General features: G+C 69.0%; 16 protein-coding genes. 8 read left to right on the top strand and 8 right to left on the bottom strand.

What is annotated here, in order from left to right; genetic code table 11:
- Positions 1-46 precede the first annotated feature (46 nt).
- The 3 genes from HZI36_RS07750 to HZI36_RS07760 are packed head-to-tail and all read left to right on the top strand — an operon-like array spanning position 47 to position 1909.
- Complete coding sequence (locus HZI36_RS07750; RefSeq protein ID WP_179402056.1) at positions 47-937, top strand: urea transporter; 891 nt, start codon at positions 47-49, stop codon at positions 935-937.
- Positions 912-1688 carry a class II aldolase/adducin family protein gene (locus HZI36_RS07755; protein ID WP_179402057.1) on the top strand — a complete coding sequence of 259 codons (777 nt, stop codon included), beginning with the start codon at positions 912-914 and terminating at the stop codon, positions 1686-1688. Before HZI36_RS07750 ends, HZI36_RS07755 begins: the two co-directional genes overlap by 26 nt.
- A 32-nt stretch (positions 1689-1720) precedes the next feature.
- Entirely contained in the window at positions 1721-1909 is a 189-nt protein-coding gene (locus tag HZI36_RS07760; RefSeq protein ID WP_179402058.1) for a 4-oxalocrotonate tautomerase, read from the top strand.
- On the opposite strand, the gene HZI36_RS07765 is transcribed toward HZI36_RS07760, so the two are convergent.
- Positions 1842-2771 (bottom strand): arylamine N-acetyltransferase family protein, encoded by a 930-nt coding sequence (locus tag HZI36_RS07765; protein WP_179402059.1) that lies wholly within the window; start codon positions 2769-2771, stop codon positions 1842-1844. The two genes, HZI36_RS07760 and HZI36_RS07765, sit on opposite strands and share 68 nt — an antisense overlap.
- Positions 2772-2939: 168 nt before the next feature.
- Here HZI36_RS07765 and HZI36_RS07770 point away from each other — a divergent pair, with 168 nt between their 5' ends.
- The gene (locus HZI36_RS07770) at positions 2940-3170 is read left to right on the top strand and encodes a CopG family transcriptional regulator (RefSeq protein WP_179402060.1); all 231 of its coding nucleotides are present in this window, start codon (positions 2940-2942) and stop codon (positions 3168-3170) included.
- The gene (locus HZI36_RS07775) at positions 3170-3601 is read left to right on the top strand and encodes a TA system VapC family ribonuclease toxin (protein ID WP_179402061.1); all 432 of its coding nucleotides are present in this window, start codon (positions 3170-3172) and stop codon (positions 3599-3601) included. Before HZI36_RS07770 ends, HZI36_RS07775 begins: the two co-directional genes overlap by 1 nt.
- Positions 3602-3615: 14 nt before the next feature.
- On the opposite strand, the gene HZI36_RS07780 is transcribed toward HZI36_RS07775, so the two are convergent.
- On the bottom strand, positions 3616-4314 hold the full coding sequence (locus HZI36_RS07780) for a hypothetical protein (RefSeq protein ID WP_179402062.1): 699 nt from the start codon (positions 4312-4314) through the stop codon (positions 3616-3618).
- A gap of 257 nt (positions 4315-4571) precedes the next feature.
- Positions 4572-6059, bottom strand: a complete 1488-nt coding sequence (locus HZI36_RS07785) for an amidase (protein ID WP_179402063.1) — start codon at positions 6057-6059, stop codon at positions 4572-4574.
- A 318-nt stretch (positions 6060-6377) separates the two neighbouring features.
- Between HZI36_RS07785 and HZI36_RS07790 the strand changes: the two genes are divergently transcribed.
- Positions 6378-6812: a universal stress protein gene (locus HZI36_RS07790; protein WP_179402064.1), complete on the top strand. Its 435-nt coding sequence runs from the start codon at positions 6378-6380 to the stop codon at positions 6810-6812.
- Positions 6813-6875: 63 nt separating this feature from the next.
- Here the strand turns inward: HZI36_RS07790 and HZI36_RS07795 are convergent, their stop codons facing one another.
- The gene (locus HZI36_RS07795) at positions 6876-8168 is read right to left on the bottom strand and encodes an alkyl sulfatase dimerization domain-containing protein (RefSeq protein ID WP_179402065.1); all 1293 of its coding nucleotides are present in this window, start codon (positions 8166-8168) and stop codon (positions 6876-6878) included.
- A 235-nt stretch (positions 8169-8403) separates the two neighbouring features.
- Here HZI36_RS07795 and HZI36_RS07800 point away from each other — a divergent pair, with 235 nt between their 5' ends.
- Together HZI36_RS07800 and HZI36_RS07805 are read left to right on the top strand one after the other, a co-directional pair.
- Positions 8404-9750, top strand: a complete 1347-nt coding sequence (locus HZI36_RS07800) for an MFS transporter (protein WP_179402066.1) — start codon at positions 8404-8406, stop codon at positions 9748-9750.
- A 68-nt stretch (positions 9751-9818) separates the two neighbouring features.
- On the top strand, positions 9819-10526 hold the full coding sequence (locus HZI36_RS07805) for a TetR/AcrR family transcriptional regulator (RefSeq protein WP_179402067.1): 708 nt from the start codon (positions 9819-9821) through the stop codon (positions 10524-10526).
- Positions 10527-10716: 190 nt separating this feature from the next.
- On the opposite strand, the gene HZI36_RS07810 is transcribed toward HZI36_RS07805, so the two are convergent.
- From HZI36_RS07810 to HZI36_RS07825, 4 genes are read right to left on the bottom strand one after another with little or no spacing between them, the layout of a single operon-like run.
- Positions 10717-12117: an MFS transporter gene (locus HZI36_RS07810; RefSeq protein WP_179402068.1), complete on the bottom strand. Its 1401-nt coding sequence runs from the start codon at positions 12115-12117 to the stop codon at positions 10717-10719.
- Between the two features lie 36 nt (positions 12118-12153).
- Positions 12154-13398: an NAD(P)/FAD-dependent oxidoreductase gene (locus tag HZI36_RS07815; RefSeq protein WP_179402069.1), complete on the bottom strand. Its 1245-nt coding sequence runs from the start codon at positions 13396-13398 to the stop codon at positions 12154-12156.
- Positions 13395-14357, bottom strand: a complete 963-nt coding sequence (locus HZI36_RS07820) for a VOC family protein (protein ID WP_179402070.1) — start codon at positions 14355-14357, stop codon at positions 13395-13397. Before HZI36_RS07820 ends, HZI36_RS07815 begins: the two co-directional genes overlap by 4 nt.
- Before the next feature lie 17 nt (positions 14358-14374).
- Positions 14375-15865 carry an aldehyde dehydrogenase gene (locus HZI36_RS07825; protein ID WP_179402071.1) on the bottom strand — a complete coding sequence of 497 codons (1491 nt, stop codon included), beginning with the start codon at positions 15863-15865 and terminating at the stop codon, positions 14375-14377.
- Between the last annotated feature and the right edge of the window lie 3 nt (positions 15866-15868).

Genomic DNA, 15868 nt, shown 5'->3' on the forward strand with positions numbered 1-15868 from the left:
GCGATCTGCTCTATGCTTCGCGCTTCTCCCCCCATTCGCCGCCGCCATGTCCACCGACGCCCTCGACACGCCGCCGATCGACTTGCGCATCCTGCTGCGCGGCATCGGGCAGATCGTGCTTCAGGGCAATGCGTGGACCGGCGCGTGCATCCTCGCGGCGCTCGCGCTGACCGACGCGCGGCTCGCGTGCGCGGCGCTGCTCGGCGCGATCGCGTCGAACGTCACCGCAATGCTGACGCGCGCGGATCGCGGCGAGGTCGCCCAGGGGCTGCACGGCTTCAACGGTGCGCTCGCGGCGCTCGCCGTCGTCACGTTCGCGCCGTGGCCGGCCGCAATCGCGCTCGCGCCGTTCGCGGCCGCGGGCGCCGCGCTCGTCCAGCGCGCACTCGCACGGCCGCTCGCACAATGGCGTCAGTCCCCGTATTCGAGCCCGTGCCTCGCGGTCACCGCGCTGTGGCTGCCGTTCGTCGCGCTGCAGCATGCGGACGCCGTGTCGGCCGCCGCGCCGGCCTCGCTCGCCGCGTTCGGGCCGGCCGCGCTGGCCGGCGTCGCGCAGACCGTATTCGCGCAAGGCGCGTGGCCCGGCGCGCTGATCGTCGCCGGCCTCGCGTTGTCGTCGCGCCGCGCGGCACTGTTCGCGCTCGGCGGCGCGGCGGTATCATCGGCGCTGATGCTCGCGTTCGGCGCCGGCGGCGGCGACGCATTCGCGGCCGGCCTGCTCGGCTTCAACGGCGCGCTGACCGCGATCGCGCTCGCGCCGCGCGGCGCCGGCGCGGCGCTCGCCGGCACGCTCGCCGCCACACTGCTGCAAGGCCTCGCGATGCACGCCGGGCTCACGTGTCTGACCGCGCCGTTCGTACTGGCGACGTGGCTCGTCGTGCGGCTCGCGCGGCGCCCCCTGGGAGAATCCGATGTCGTCGTTCGCTCACCGCTCTGACGTCGTCCTCGACGACGGCCCGATCTCGGACGCCGAGCGCCAGCTCCGCGTCGATCTCGCGGCCGCATACCGTCTCGTCGCGCTGCACGGCTGGGACGACGTGATCTACACGCACCTGTCCGCGACGGTGCCCGGCGAGCCGGGCCGCTTCCTGATCAACCCGTTCGGCCTCGCGTTCGACGAGGTATGCGCATCGAACCTCGTGAAGATCGACATCGCCGGCAACCGGATCGGCGCCGGCGACCATGCGGTCAACGTGACCGGCTTCGCGCTGCATGCGGCGGTGCACGTCGCGCGGCCCGACGCGGTCTGCGTGATGCATCTGCACAACGTCGACGGGATCGCGGTGTCGATCCAGCGAGACGGGCTGCTGCCCGTGTCGCAGCACGCGTTGCGCTTCTACGGCGATCTCGCGTACCACGACTACGAGGCGCTTGCGTTCTCGCCGGCCGAAGGCGCGCGGCTGACCGCGAGCCTCGGCGACAAGTCCGCGATGCTGCTGCGCAATCACGGCACGCTGACGGTCGGCCGCACGGTCGCCGAGGCGTACGTGCGAATGGATACGCTGATCAAGGCGTGCGAGATCCAGCTGCGCGCGCAGGCGGGCGCCCCGCCGTACGTCGTGCCGAACGAGGCCGTCGCGACCCGCACCGCCGAGCAGTTGCGCGACAATGGCGCGCTCGAGGGCGAGCTCGAATGGCCGGCGCTGCTGCGCAAGCTCGACCGGCTCGACCCGTCCTATCGCGACTGATTTTCTTCCATAGAACCTGGAGACACACCGCCATGCCGACTTTCCACATCGAGCTGTTCGAAGGCCGCACCGTCGATCAGAAACGCCAGTTCGTCGACGCGATCACGCGCGTCACGTGCGAGACGCTCGGCTGCGAGCCGAATTCCGTCGACATCATCCTGACCGACGTGAAGAAGGAAAACTGGGCGACGGGCGGAAAGCTGTGGTCTGACGAGCGGTAAGCGCCGGATCCCGCACGGCGGACGACGTGACGAGCGCGCCGCCCAGCCCCGCCACCCGCGCGAACAGCGCGCCGACGTCGAACCCGTCGACGTCGATCTTCATCGTCTCCCGCAGATGCGCGGCCCACGCGCGCGCATCGCGCAGCGTCTCGACACTCGCGTCGCCCGCGCGGTCGCGCAGCGTCAGCATGTCGTTCACGAGTGTCGCGCGCCCGTCCGGCAGCACGCGGCACGCGATCACGTTGTGCACGAACACCGATTCCGGATGCGTCGACGTGTACCAGTTCCCGACGTCGTAATCGACCCACTCCGCGCGCTTCGGCGCGAACCGGTAGACCGGCTGCCAGCCTTGCGGCGTCTCGAACTCGCTGACGAGCTCGTCCGGCACTGACGCGGCGACGAGCCGGAACGCGCCGTGCGGCGTCGGCTGGCGCACGCCGAGCGCGTGGTGAAGCGGCGCGGTCAGCGTGACGACGCCGAAGCCGACGTCCGCGAACCACGCGTCGCCGTCGAGATCGATGCGCAGCAGCATGTGCGTCAGCGGGGTCGCGACGTCGTCGGGCCGCTGCCAGCGCACGCGCGCGATCAGCGGCGTCACCTGAAAGCCGATCGCCGTGAGCGCCATGTAGAACAGCCGGTTCTGCTCGAAGCAATAGCCGCCGCGGCGCCGCGCGACGAGCTTCGATACGAGCGCGGACGCGTCGAGCGCGACGCGTGCGCCCGAGAACGGATCGAGGTTTTCGAACGGAATCGCCTGCGGATGCAGCAGGTGGAGACGATGCAGCACGTCGAGCGTCGGCGCGACGGGGCCGTCGTAGCCGATGCGCTCGAAATACGAGGACAGATCGAAGGAAGCGGTCATGATGGGCGGCGGCCGGCGGAATCGAGGACGCTCACACGATAGCAGCCGCGCGCCGCGCCGTCGCGGTGGCGGCGCACGTCATCGGTTCGGGTGATGGGCGATGCTTGATGTTTGATGCTGCTCAGCTACAATGTGATGCTTGATGCGTGATGACGCCGGAGAATCTCCATGCGAACCACTCTCGATATTGACGATGACGTGCTCGCGGTCGCTCGCGCCCGAGCCGAGCGCGAGCACCTGTCGATCGGCCGCGTGCTGTCGATGCTCGCGCGCGCAGCACTCCAGCCCGCTGCGGCCATCCCAGCCATGCGTAACGGCTTGCCCGTGCTGCCGAACGCCGGCACCGCGCGCCCAGTCACGCCTGAACTCGTCAATCAGCTGCGCGACGAGACGCCGTGATGGTTTACCTGCTCGACGTCAACGTACTGATTGCACTGCTCGACGCCGGCCACGTGCAGCATGAAGCGGCGCACGCATGGTTTGGCCGGGTCGGACATGCGGCCTGGGCCAGCTGCCCACTGACCGAGAACGGCGTGCTGCGCATCATCGGTCATCCGCGCTATCCGAACACGCTCGAAACGCCAGCAGCGGTCGCACCGCTCGTCGCGCAACTCCGCGCGCACCCCGGCCACCAGTTCTGGGCCGACGACGTGAGCCTGCTCGATGCACAGCACGTCGACGTCGGCCGGCTCCTGGCGACCGGCCAGGTCACCGACACCTATCTGCTCGCCCTCGCGCGCGCCCATCACGGCACCCTGGCAACCTTCGATCGGCGCCTCGTGGCCGATGCGGTGCCGAACGGCGCCCGGCATCTGGAAGTGATCGGCTGAGCGCGCCAGTCTCGTCAAGGCAACAGCTTCAGCGCGGACGATGCGGACGACGGCACCGAAATGCCCTGGCTCGACGCGAACCGCACTGCCTGGCTCAGCGTCGCGGCCAGCGACTGGAGCTGGCCGGGCGCGCTCTGCGCGATGTACGACGCGGCCTGCATGTTCTGCGGATTGAGGCCCGCCTGCAGCAGCGACGCGGGGCTCGACGAGCCGAGCGCGCCGAGACCGGACTGCAGTTGCGAATATTGCGTGAGCCCCTGGCCGAGCGACGCGAGCCCGTTGCTGAACGCCTGCTTGTCGACCGGGCCGCGCGACGCGCCGCTACTCGCGAACGCCTGGCCCAGCGCCTGCGACACCGACTGCTGCGCGCCACCCATCTGCGACAGCGCGGCCGGCGTCAACGCGTTGCCGCCGCCGAGCAGCGATGCCGCCTGCTGGGCCTGGCCGGCGGCGCCCGTCAGCCCCATCGCGGACGCGAGCGACGACTGCCCGGCCAGCACCTGCTGATTCGCGCCGACGTACGACTGCAGAAGCTGCGACATACCGCCACCCTGGCCGCCGCCCTGCGCGGGCGCCTGCTGCGCGGTGGCGCCGAGCAGTTGCGAGCCAAGCGATTGAAGATCGAGCTGCGCGTACGCGACGCTGCCCCAAAGCGAGCAGCATCCGAGCGCTGCCCATGCGAGTCGTTTGCCGGCTGCGCGAATCGTGTCCATGTGTTTCTCCATCGTCTGACAAATGATCAGACGCCATTGTCGGAGCCGGCCCGGGCGGGCTCAACGCCTGAAACACCTGGAAACGAAATAGATCGTCAGGACCGCTTGCCAATTTCACGCAATGCGCGGCGGCCGCGCGCATTGCGCACGCGCGCTCGATCGAGCGCGCGTGCGCACCGTGATTCGTTCCTGCCTCGCATCAATCGCATCAATCCCCGCGAATGCGGCGAATGCGGCGAATGCGACGAATGCGCTCGTTACGCAGCGACCCACCCCGGCAGCCGCGTGCCGACCCAGTCGCGCGCCTTCTCGTAGCCGTGCGCGAGCTGCAGCACCGCAAGGTCCGCGCGCGGCCGGCCGATCAGCTGCATCCCCATCGGCAGGCCGGCGTCGTTGAAACCGACCGGCACGTTGACGACCGGACAGCCCGCGAGCGTCCACGGCACGACCGTCTCCATCCAGCGGTGATAGGTGTCCATCGCGCGGCCCGCGATCTCCTTCGGCCAGCGCGCATCCGCATCGAACGGGAACACCTGCGCGGTCGGCGCGACGATGAAGTCGTAGCGCTCGAAGAAGCTCGACAGCGCGTGATACCACGCGCTGCGCTCGACGCTGCCGTCGAACACGTCCGGGCCCGACATCGCGAGCAGCCCTTCGACCTCGTAGATCGCCTCGGGCTTCAGCAGCGCGCGGCGCGCCGGGTCGCGATAGTGCGCGAGCAGCCCGCCGCCCGCGGCGAGGTGCCGGTGCGCGAGCCAGATCTGCCAGATCCGCTCGGGCGCGAACGCCGGCAGCGCGGCATCGACGTCGCAGCCGATCTCGCGCAGCGTCGCGAGCCCCGACGACTCGATCAGCGACAGCACGCCCGGCTCGGTGGCGAGATAGCCGTTCCAGTCGCCGACCCACGCGACGCGCTTGCCGCGCAGATCGACGTCGAGCGGCTGCGCGAACACGGCCGGATCGTCGTCGAGCCCGAGCGGATCGCGCGCGTCGAAGCCGGCCTGGATCGCGAGCAGTTGCGCGACGTCGGAAACGGTGCGCCCCATCGGCCCTTCGATGCCGAACTGCTGCACGAACACGTCGGCGCTCGGCCAGCGCGGCACGCGGCCCTGCGACGGACGCATCCCGTACACGTTGCAGAACGCGGCCGGATTGCGCAGCGAACCGCCGAAGTCGCTGCCGTCGGCGACCGGCAGCAGGCGCGCGGCAAGCGCCGCGGCCGAGCCGCCGCTGCTGCCGCCCGCCGTCTTCGTGAGGTCGTACGGGTTGCGCGTCACGCCATACACCTCGTTGAACGTATGCGAGCCGAGGCCGAACTCGGGCGAGTTCGTCTTGCCGACGAAGATCGCGCCGGCCGCGCGCATCCGCGCGACGACGAGCGAATCGACGTCCGGCACGTTGTCGCGGAAGATCGGCGAGCCGAACGTCGTGCGCAGGCCCTTCGTCATCGCGAGATCCTTCGGCGCCTGCGGAATCCCGTGCAGCCAGCCGCGATATTCGCCGCGCGCGAGCTCGGCGTCCCGCTCGGCCGCCTCGGCGAGCAGCGCGTCGCGCTCTCGCAGCGCGACGATCGCGTTCACCGCGCCATTCACGCGCGCGATGTGATCGAGGTACGCGGACATCGTGTCGACGCAGGAGACTTCCTTGCGACGGATCGCCGACGCCAGTTCACCCGCCGACAGACGCACGATCGGGTCGATGGGTACGGATGCGGGAGCAAGAAGCGACGGGGCGCCGTGAGGCATGCGGAGTCTCCTGAAAAGATGGGGTGCGCGCCGGACGTCGCGGCGACGGTGCGTTCTACTCTACGCGACCTCGCCCGCGCGACCTCGGATATTTTGCATGCGGATTCATTGGGGAACCGACTAAATCCCGGGCTGCGCCGCGCCGGGCCGCTTTATGCGCATAAACTTAAATTTTTTATATTTCTTATTAGAATACAGGGTCTGCATCGTGCTGCCTCGCACGTTTACGGGCTTTTTACACCGACGCCGCATCTCTTTAGCCCGCCCACCCCGATCCGAGACTACGCTACAGGTATCTCGTTCACGGGAACACGCCCGATGCTGAAACTGCTGGTGCCGGTCGGCCACTCGACGCGCTCGCTGCAGGCGGTGCGCCATGCGATCTTCCTCTATCGGGAACGTTGCGCATCCGAAATCGTGATCGTCAACGTGCAGCCGCCGCTCGAAGCGACGCGGCTCGAAGCGTTCCATCCGCTCGACCGGCTGCGCCGGATCGAGCACGAATGGGCGGAAGGCGAGCTGTCGCAGGCGAAACGCATTCTGCAGGACGCGGGCGTCAAGTACACCGTCGCGATGAAAGTCGGCCCGATCGCCGACACGATCGCCGCATGCGCGGCCGAGAACGGCTGCGACGAGATCGTCGTCGTCGCGCCGCGCCGCGATCCGCTGCATGTGCTGCGGTCGGTGTTTCATCGCAGCATCCTCGATCGCCTCGTGCGGATCTCGAGCATTCCCGTCACCGCGGTCCGGTAACACTACCAGTAGCACTGGTAGCTGTTCCGGTAGCCGTTACGATCGCCGCCCGCGCTCGTCGCGTCAGCGCAAACCGAACTCCGCCGCGGTGCCCTCCTCGATGCGATCCGCGCAGCCGAGGTAGATACTGCGCGACACGTAGCTGCGCACCTGCTCCGCGCGCTCGCGCAGCCAAGCGGCCTTCAGCTGCCGCGCCTGCACGATTTCCGGCGCGTCGCCGGGCGCGGTCGCGAGCACGTCGATCACGTGCAGCGCGAGCTGATGCTCGCCGCGCGCCGCGAGCGTTTCCGCATGACTGATCAGCGCGGCCTTGTCCGCGATCGCGGCGGCCACCTCCGCCCCCGCCGCCGCCGGCGACGCCGGATGCAGGCTCGTCGGGTTGCGGTCCCACCAGCCGTTCTCCGAGCGATAGATGTCGCGCACGATGTAGCTCGGGTCCCCGTAGTTCGGGCTCATCCACGGCACGTCGAACCATTCCGGCGGATAGACGATCTCGGCCAGCAGCTCGCGCTCGCCCCGGCCCTCGTTCATCAGCCGCACCACCTCCGCGTGCAGCCAGCGCAGCGCGCCCGCCGTATGGCCGAGCACGCGCTGCACGTCTTCGTCGCCGACGATCACGTCGCCGAATTCGCGCACGACCGTCACCGGACGCAGGTCCATCAGCCGCTCGAGCGTCGTCGCCCAGCGCAGCGTGTCGCGCATCGTGCGGAACGGCGTGCCGATGTTCGGGATCCCGCTGATGATCGACGCGCTGCCGTACAGCACGCGCGCCCACGGCACCCAGACGGCCGTCACGTCGTCGGTCTCCGACGGCGCCCACAGCAGATGGACGCGCCGCGCGCCGTCGCCGATCACGAGACGCTCCGTGTAGGTCTCGCCCGGGTCGGTCAACTGCATCATCGAGCGCATGCCGCCGGCCGCGCGCCGGAACTGCAGTTCGTTGATCCGGTTCTGCAGCCCCGCCGTGCGCCGGTAGCGCGCATAACGCGCGGGCACGTTCGCATGCGCGATCACGCGCGGCCGCGGATGGCCGCGCTTCGCGGCATCGTCGAGCCACATCGGCACGCCGACGTTGTACCCGCCGTGACCGTGGCTGTAGCACAGCGCGACGACCGGCCGCGCGCTGACGCCGCGCAGGTGCTCGATCATCCCCGCGGTCACGCTGCCGCCCGGCCCCGCGTCGACGACGACCAGCCCCTCGTCGATCTCGACGACGAAGCTCCGCCCCTGCCCCTTCAGCAGCCACACGCCGTCCGCGACCGGCTCGATTCCGTCGCCGCTCGTGAGCGGCGAATGATCCGCCGCGGCCTGGCTCGCCCGCTCCTTCCTGCCCACGTCCGCTTCATTCGTCCCCATCTCGCCTCCCGATTTAATACCCATGATTACACGAGTCGATCAATTTAGCCGAAGCGATCCGAATGTCAAGCGGCCTGCACGGTTCGCTTACTGACCGGGGAAACCCCACTACTCGCCCGCATCCGGAGAAAATAAGCTGTCGCTTAATCTAATACGTCGAATTAAATCCGGCCACATGCGGCACGCGATGCCCGCGAAATCCGGCCCCTACGAAGCCTATGAAGGAGTGTTGAAGATGGCAGAAGCGCCCGCCACCTCTGACGCCGTGCAACGCGCGCAATCCCGCGCGCCGGGCGTCACGCACGCGCAACGGTACGAACCCCGCAAGGCGTGGGCGATCACGATCTGGCTGACCGCGCTGGCCGCGATCAACTTCCTCGACAAGGTCGTGCTCGGCATGGTCGCCGTGCCGATCATGCGCGAGTTGCACCTGAGCCCCACGCAGTTCGGCGTAATCGCGGGCAGTTTCTTCTGGCTGTTCTCGCTGTCCGCCGCCGTCGTCGGCTTCGTCGGCAATCGCGTGCCCGCGCGCTGGCTGCTACTCGGCATGGCCGCGTTCTGGTCGGTCATCCAGTTCCCGGTGTCGCTCGCGTCCGGCGCAACGTCGCTCGTGGTCCTGCGCGTGCTGCTCGGGATCGGCGAAGCGCCCGGCTACCCCGTGTCGGTTCACGCGCTGTACAAGTGGTTCCCGCACGAGAAGCGCAACCTGCCGGTGTCGATCATCAATCAGGGCGCGGTGATCGGCCTGCTGCTCGCCGGGCTCGGCGTGCCGTTCATCACGCGCGACTGGGGCTGGCGCGCGAACTTCGTCGTGCTCGCGGTGGCGTCCGCGCTGTGGGGCATCGGCTGGCTCTGCTTCGGCCGCGAAGGCACGCTGACGACGCAACTGCCGCATCACGCGCACACGAACGCGAATGCGAACGCGCCGGTGCGCATTCCGTATCTGCGCCTGCTGCGCGACCCGACCATCTGGACCGGCTTTCTCGCGGGCTTCGCCGCGTACTGGGGCATCGCGCTGCTGATGACCTGGCTGCCGTCGTACCTCGAGCGCGGGCTCGGCTACGATGCGATCGGCGCCGGCCGGATGTTCTCGTTCGTCGTCGCGATCGGGATGCCGATCAACGTCGGCCTCTGCGGATGGTCGCAGCGGATGCTGCGTCGCGGCGCGTCGTCGCGCGCCGCGCGGGCGGTGTTCGCCGCCGCCTGCGTCGGCATCGGCGGCATGCTGTTCATCGCGCTGCCGGCGCTGCCGCTCACGCCGCTCGAAAAGGTCGCGCTGATCGCGGTCGCCGTGTCGCTGCCGCAGACCGCGTTCACGCTCGGGCCGGCGATCGTCGGCGAGATCGTGCCCGATGCGCAACGCAGCGCGGTCGTCGCGATGACCGTCGCGGTCGCAACGAGCGCCGGCATGATCGCGCCGGTCGTGATGGGCCGGCTGCTGCAGGCGCACGCGCACATCGGCCCGCAAGGCTTCGAGCAAGGCTTCGCGATCTGCGGCGGCGTGATGATCGTCGGCGCGCTCGCGGTGCTGATCGGCCAGCACCCCGCCCGCGCGCTGAAGCGCCTCTATGGTCAGACGTAATCGCCGGCTTGCCCGCGAAAAGCCCGTGCGGTGATAATCACCGCCATTACTCCTACTCCAGTCCGCCCATGAGCCCGGCCCGCCACCATACCCTCGACGCGTTGATGAACCCCGTCAGCGACACGCTCGAGAACGACACCGCGCGGCGCATGCTCGAAATCGCGGAGCGCCTGTTCGCGGAGCACGGCGTCGAGCTGGTGCCGCTGCGGCAGATCGTCGTCGAGGCCGGGCAGCGCAACCGCTCCGCGCTGCACTATCACTTCGGCTCGCGCGAGGCGCTCGTCAGCCAGTTGCTGAACCTGCGGCTCACGCACGTCAATGCGATCCGCAACCGCTACCTCGACAGGATCGAGGCGGCCGGCCTCGACACCGACGTGCGCGCGATCGTCGAGGCGACGATCAGCGCGCTCGCGGACACGATCTCCAACACGACCTGGGGCGCGCATTACGTGTCCGTGCTCGCGCAGGCGACGTTCAGCCCGAAGCTCGTGAACTCGGAGATGATCGACTCGAGCGCGATCTCGGGCGTGAAGCGCGTGCGCAAAATGATCGCGGCCGCGCTCCCCGACATTCCGCAGAAGGTCATGGGCCTGCGCCAGATCTGGTTCAACGACAACGTCGTCTACTCGCTCGCGCAGTGGAGCCGGCGGCGGCAGAGCGACACCGAGAAGCCGCCGATCGCGGAGCTCGTCGACTACTGCACGGCCGCGCTGACCGCGCCGGTCAGCAAGCCCAGGCCGAAGCGCACGCGGCGCGCCGCGCCGTTGTCCGACTGACCGCCGTCCGCCCGAGACCGCCCGACCGCCGTCCCCCCGACGTTTCGCCGCGCAGCCCGGAACCCGCGCTGCGCCGCTTCCCGCTGACGTCCCGCCCACAAACGACAACGCCGGTCACACCGCGCATCGCGCGACATGACCGGCGTAATGGCCTGACAAGCCAGCCTGACGAGCCGGCCTGACAAGCCACTCAGGCTTCGAGCGCCTCCAGCACCGTTTCCTTCGTTTCGATTCCGATCAGATGCACGGTGATCGCGGCGATCAGCGGCACGACCCCGATCAGGTAGAACGCGGGGCTCAGGTCGCCACCGATGATCGCGTGCGGCACGATCATCGGCGCGACGAACGACGCGATCTTCAGCCATGCGCTCGCGAGCCCGCAACCGGACGCGCGGATGCTCGTCGGATACTGCTCCGGCGTATACACGTACGCGGTGATGAAGCCCGACGCCATCAGGCCGAGCGCGAGCGAGCAAAACGTCGCGACCACGTACACCGACGACGCGTGGTAGAAGCCGGCCAGCGCCATCGACAACGCGCAGAGCAGGAACGACCAGATGATCACCGGCTTGCGCCCGAGCATGTCGACGAACAGCGCGGACGCGGCCGAGCCGAGCACGCCCATCACCGAGCCGATCACCGCGAGGTTCAGCGCGAGCTGCAGCGGCGCGTGATAGAAGTTCTTGTAGATCGTCGGCAACCACGTCGACAGGCCGTACTGGATGAAGCCGCAGGTCGCCCACAGCGTCGCGACCGCGATCGTGCGCTTGCGGTACGCGGGGCCGAACAGGTCGAACATGTTGCGCTTCGGATGCTGACGCACGAGCGCATCGAATTCGGCCGCCTGCGTGACCGGCGCGAGCGGCGTCTTCACCGTCGCCTCGAACGCCGCGACGGCCTGCCCCGCTTCCGGGAGGCGTCCACGCGCCGCGAGCCAGCGCGGCGACTCGGGCACGAGACGCGACAGCACGAGCGACAGCACGAGCGGCAGCCCGCCGACGTAATACATGATCTCCCAGCCGAAGCGCGGTACGAGATACGCGCCGAGCGCCATCGACGCGAGCAGGCCGATCGGGAACACGATTTCGTACAGCAGCACGAAACGGCCGCGGCCATGCGCGCGCGTGATCTCGTTGATGTACGTCGCGGCGACCGGCAGCTCGCCGCCGAGCCCGAGCCCCTGCAGGATCCGCAGCAGCACGAACACCTGGAACGACGGCGCGAAGCCGCACGCGATGCTCGTCACGCCGATCACGGCCGAGCTCCACACGATCGCCTTCACGCGGCCGTGCTTCTCGGCGAATGCCGGGAACATCAACGCGCCGATCAGCTGGCCGATCGCGCCCGACGCGATCATCAGCCCGACCTGCGTCGGCGACAGCCCCCACTTGTGGATCAGCAGCGGCAGCGTCGCCGCGATCGTGATCACGTCGAAGCCGTCGAAGAAGGTCGCGGTGCCGATCAGAATACGCGCGCGGATCTGCATCGCGTTCGCCGGCAGCCGCTCGAGTCGCGCGATGATCGCGCCCTGCGTGGACGCAGCGCCGTCCATCGCGGCCCCGCCGGCCACGACGTTGTCAAGTGTGCTCATGAGGTGTCTCTCTCCGTAAGTCTCGCGCCGCGGCCGTCAGGCCAGCGCTTTCGTCGTGTCCGACAGGGCTTCGATATCCACCGTACGGCCCTGATTCATCCACTTGCGCGCGAGCTTCAGTTCGCGTGCGTTGTTGACGGCGATGACACCTCTCACATGCCCGTCGCCGATAAAGAACAGCGTCGCCCGCTTCGCGGCGAGATCGCCGCGCACCACGAGCCGCGCGTCAGCCGGCAGCTCGCCGAGAATCTGCAGGTTCACGTCGTACTGATCCGACCAGAACCACGGAATCTCCGCGTACGGCGCACGCACGCCGAGCAATGCCTTCGCGGCCGCGATCGCCTGGTTCTGCGCGTTCGCCCACGACTCGAGCCGCACGCGGCGCTTCAACCACGCGTTGTGATGGTTCGCGACGTCGCCGCACGCGAAGATCGCCGGGTCGCTCGTCATGCCGAACTCGTCGACGACGATCCCGTCGTCGACCGCGAGGCCCGCGTCGGTCGCGATCGATGCGTTCAGCGCGAGGCCGATCCCCGCGACCGCGAAGTCCGCGTCGATCGTCGTGCCGTCCGCGAGCGTCGCGCGCACTTTCGATGCGTCGTCCGGCTGCGGGTCGAGCGACATGAGCGAGGCGCCGAGGCGCACGTCGACGCCGTTGCCGCGATGCAGGTCGAGCAGGAAGTCCGACACGATCTGCGGCACCGAGCGGCCGCACAGTCGCGGCGCGCCTTCGACGACGACCGCTTCGACGCCGAGCTTGCGCGCGGTCGCCGCGACTTCGAGGCCGATCCAGCCGCCACCGATCACGAGCACGCGCGTGTTCGTGCGCAGCTTGCCGCCGAGCGCGTCCGCTTCGTCAAGCGTGCGCAGGTAATGCAGGTTCGGCGTTTTCACGATCGAATCCGGCAGCTTGCGCGACGCGCCGCCGGTCGCGATCACCAGACGGTCGTACGCAATCTCGCGGCCGCTCTCGGTGCGCACGACCTTGCGCGCGCGATCGATCGACGCCGCGCGTTCCGGCTGCCACGCTTCGACGTTCAGCGATGCGAACTCTTCCGGATGCACGACGCGCACGGTCTCGATGTGAGCGTCGCCCGCGAGCACCGCCTTCGACAGCGGCGGACGCTCGTACGGCAGATGCGGCTCGTCCGCGATCATCACGAGACGGCCCGCGAAGCCTTCCGCGCGCAGCGTCTTCAGCACCCAGCCGGCGGCCTGTCCGCCGCCGATCACGACGACCGTCTGTGGCGCCGCGCCGTCCTGCGAGTTTGCGTCGGTCATGATTTGCGCTCCGTCATGAACTTGCCTTCCGGCGCCTTGGCGTTCTTCTGCCGGCGCGTGTTGCCGTCGAGGCCGCCGTCGACCGCCCACTCGGCGAACACGGTCGGGCCCGGCTCGAAGTCGCGCGGCTGCCAGTCCGGCGTCAGCACGTCTTCATCCGCGTAGTACTCGATCAGCGCGCCGGCCGGATTCTGGAAGTACCAGAAATACGCGGACGACACCGGATGCCGGCCCGGCCCAAGCTGCGTCTGCCACCCGCAGCGGTCGATGTGCAGCCCGCCGCCGAACACCTCGTGGATGTCGCGCACCGTGAACGCGACGTGGTTCAGGCCGCGTTTGGCCGTAGGCAGCGCGAGCAGGAACAGGTCGTGGTGGCCGCCGTGCGGTGCGCAGCGCATGAACGCGCCGCGGCCCGGATAGCGGTCCGACGTCTCGAAGCCGAGCAGCTCGTGATAGAACTTCTCCTGCGCGTCGAGCGCGTTCGTGAAGAACACGACGTGGCCAACTTCGACCGGCTCCGCGCGCTCGTAGATCGGGCTCGGCGTATCGACGCGCGGCGTGTCGCCCCACACGTTCGACGGCGAGCCCTTCAGGTCGAGCGCGCGCTTGCGCGTCACTTCGATGCGGATCGCCATCCCGTTCGGATCGATGCAGCCGACCGCGCCGTCCTGCGCGTAATAGCCGGGCTGGCCGGCAAGCTTCGCGCGCACCGCGTCGAGCTCGGCCGGCGTCGCGACGCCCCACGTCACTTCGCGCAGCGTCGGGCCCGCCTCGAACGCGGGCGGCAGCGACGGATCGTCGGCTTTCACGACGAGCACGGTGCAGCCGTTCAGCGTCTCGAAGCGCACGCGCGAATCGTCGTGCGCGACTTCCTTCAGGCCCCAGTCGGCGAAGAAGCGGCGGCACGTCGCGAGATCGTCGACGCCGTAAGTGATCTGTTCGATACCCAGAATGGTCATTGCTTGATCCCCTTCGCTCAGTTCGCCCACGGCAGCGGCGCGTCGTTCAAACCCCAGTACAGGCTCTTCTGCTGCATGTACTCGCGGATGCCGAGACGGCCCTTCTCGCGGCCCATCCCGCTATCCTTCAAGCCGGCGAACGGCGTCGAGATCGAGAACTGCTTGTACGTATTGATCCACACGGTGCCCGTCTCCAGCGCGCGACCGATCCGCCATGCGCGCTTGTAGTCGCGGCTCCAGATGCCGGCCGCGAGGCCGAACACGCTGTCGTTCGCTTCCTTCAGCAGCGAGGCCTCGTCGTCGAACGGCATCGCGACCAGCACCGGCCCGAAGATTTCTTCCTGGCAGATCCGCGCGTCGTTGGTCAGGCCGTCGAGGATCGTCGGCAGATAGAAGAAACCGTTGTCGCGGCCTTCGCCGGTCGGACGCTCGCCGCCGCACAGCACGCGGCCGCCTTCCTCGCGGCCGAGCGCGACGTAGCGCTCGATCGATTCGCGATGCTGGCCGGTGATCAGCGGGCCCATCTGCGTGCGCTCGCTGGTCGGATCGCCGACGCGCAGCTTGCGCGCGCCTTCGACGAGACGCGCCATGAACGCGTCGTAGATTCCGCGCTGCACGAACAGGCGCGAGCCCGCGATGCACGATTCGCCCGACGAGCTGAAGATCCCGTACAGCACGCCGTTGACCGCGTGATCGAGGTCGGCGTCGTCGAACACCATCGTCGGCGACTTGCCGCCGAGCTCGAGCGACACCGGCATCAGCTTGTCCGCGGCGAGGCGCGCGATCCCGCGCCCGACTTCGGTGCCGCCGGTGAACGACACCTTCTTCACGCGCGGATGGCGAACCAGCACGTCGCCGACGACCGAGCCCTTGCCCGGGATCACCGACAACACGCCGCGCGGCACGCCGGCCTGTTCGCACAGGCGAGCGAGCGCGAGCGACGCGAGCGGCGTCACCTCGGCCGGCTTCAGCACGACCGCATTGCCCGCGGCGAGCGCCGGGCCGAGCTTCTGCGCGTCGGATGCGATCGGCGAGTTCCACGGCGTGATCGCGGCGACGACGCCGAGCGGCTCGTGCACGCTCATCGTCATGTAGTCGCCGCGCGACGGCGTCAGCTCTTCCTCCATCGTCTCCGCGCACGCGGCGAAGTAGCGGAACGTGTTCGCGGCGCTCGTCACGAGCGCGCGCGTCTCGTTGATCGGCTTGCCGTTGTCGCGGCGCTGAAGCTGCGCGAGCCCTTCGTGGTTCGCGTTGATCAGGTCCGCGATCCGGTACATCACGCTCGCGCGCTGATGCGGCTTCAGGCCCGCCCAGTCCGACTTGCGCCACGCAGCGTCGGCCGCTTCGACGGCCTCGGTCGCGTCGGCCGCGTCGGCCATGTGGATTTCGGCGTTCAGCGACTGGTCGGCTGGATAGAAGTTCGGCGTCTTCGCGCCACGGCCGTTGCGCCATTCGCCGCCGACGAGGATTTCGCCGTTCGGCACGAGAGAGGAATCGAATGCAGTCATGAT

Origin of the sequence: Burkholderia guangdongensis, from assembly GCF_013403875.1 — a bacterium.
Lineage (GTDB): Bacteria > Pseudomonadota > Gammaproteobacteria > Burkholderiales > Burkholderiaceae > Burkholderia > Burkholderia guangdongensis.

What these genes read in the sequence shown, in the direction of transcription:
- HZI36_RS07800 (WP_179402066.1), top strand. Translation starts at nt 8,404, where the DNA reads ATGGCAGAAGCGCCCGCCACCTCTGACGCCGTGCAACGCGCGCAATCC.
- HZI36_RS07750 (WP_179402056.1), top strand. Translation starts at nt 47, where the DNA reads ATGTCCACCGACGCCCTCGACACGCCGCCGATCGACTTGCGCATCCTG.
- HZI36_RS07755 (WP_179402057.1), top strand. Translation starts at nt 912, where the DNA reads ATGTCGTCGTTCGCTCACCGCTCTGACGTCGTCCTCGACGACGGCCCG.
- HZI36_RS07820 (WP_179402070.1), bottom strand. Translation starts at nt 14,357, where the DNA reads ATGACCATTCTGGGTATCGAACAGATCACTTACGGCGTCGACGATCTC.
- HZI36_RS07825 (WP_179402071.1), bottom strand. Translation starts at nt 15,865, where the DNA reads ATGACTGCATTCGATTCCTCTCTCGTGCCGAACGGCGAAATCCTCGTC.
- HZI36_RS07785 (WP_179402063.1), bottom strand. Translation starts at nt 6,059, where the DNA reads ATGCCTCACGGCGCCCCGTCGCTTCTTGCTCCCGCATCCGTACCCATC.
- HZI36_RS07760 (WP_179402058.1), top strand. Translation starts at nt 1,721, where the DNA reads ATGCCGACTTTCCACATCGAGCTGTTCGAAGGCCGCACCGTCGATCAG.
- HZI36_RS07765 (WP_179402059.1), bottom strand. Translation starts at nt 2,771, where the DNA reads ATGACCGCTTCCTTCGATCTGTCCTCGTATTTCGAGCGCATCGGCTAC.
- HZI36_RS07790 (WP_179402064.1), top strand. Translation starts at nt 6,378, where the DNA reads ATGCTGAAACTGCTGGTGCCGGTCGGCCACTCGACGCGCTCGCTGCAG.
- HZI36_RS07770 (WP_179402060.1), top strand. Translation starts at nt 2,940, where the DNA reads ATGCGAACCACTCTCGATATTGACGATGACGTGCTCGCGGTCGCTCGC.
- HZI36_RS07795 (WP_179402065.1), bottom strand. Translation starts at nt 8,168, where the DNA reads ATGGGGACGAATGAAGCGGACGTGGGCAGGAAGGAGCGGGCGAGCCAG.
- HZI36_RS07815 (WP_179402069.1), bottom strand. Translation starts at nt 13,398, where the DNA reads ATGACCGACGCAAACTCGCAGGACGGCGCGGCGCCACAGACGGTCGTC.
- HZI36_RS07775 (WP_179402061.1), top strand. Translation starts at nt 3,170, where the DNA reads ATGGTTTACCTGCTCGACGTCAACGTACTGATTGCACTGCTCGACGCC.
- HZI36_RS07780 (WP_179402062.1), bottom strand. Translation starts at nt 4,314, where the DNA reads ATGGACACGATTCGCGCAGCCGGCAAACGACTCGCATGGGCAGCGCTC.
- HZI36_RS07805 (WP_179402067.1), top strand. Translation starts at nt 9,819, where the DNA reads ATGAGCCCGGCCCGCCACCATACCCTCGACGCGTTGATGAACCCCGTC.
- HZI36_RS07810 (WP_179402068.1), bottom strand. Translation starts at nt 12,117, where the DNA reads ATGAGCACACTTGACAACGTCGTGGCCGGCGGGGCCGCGATGGACGGC.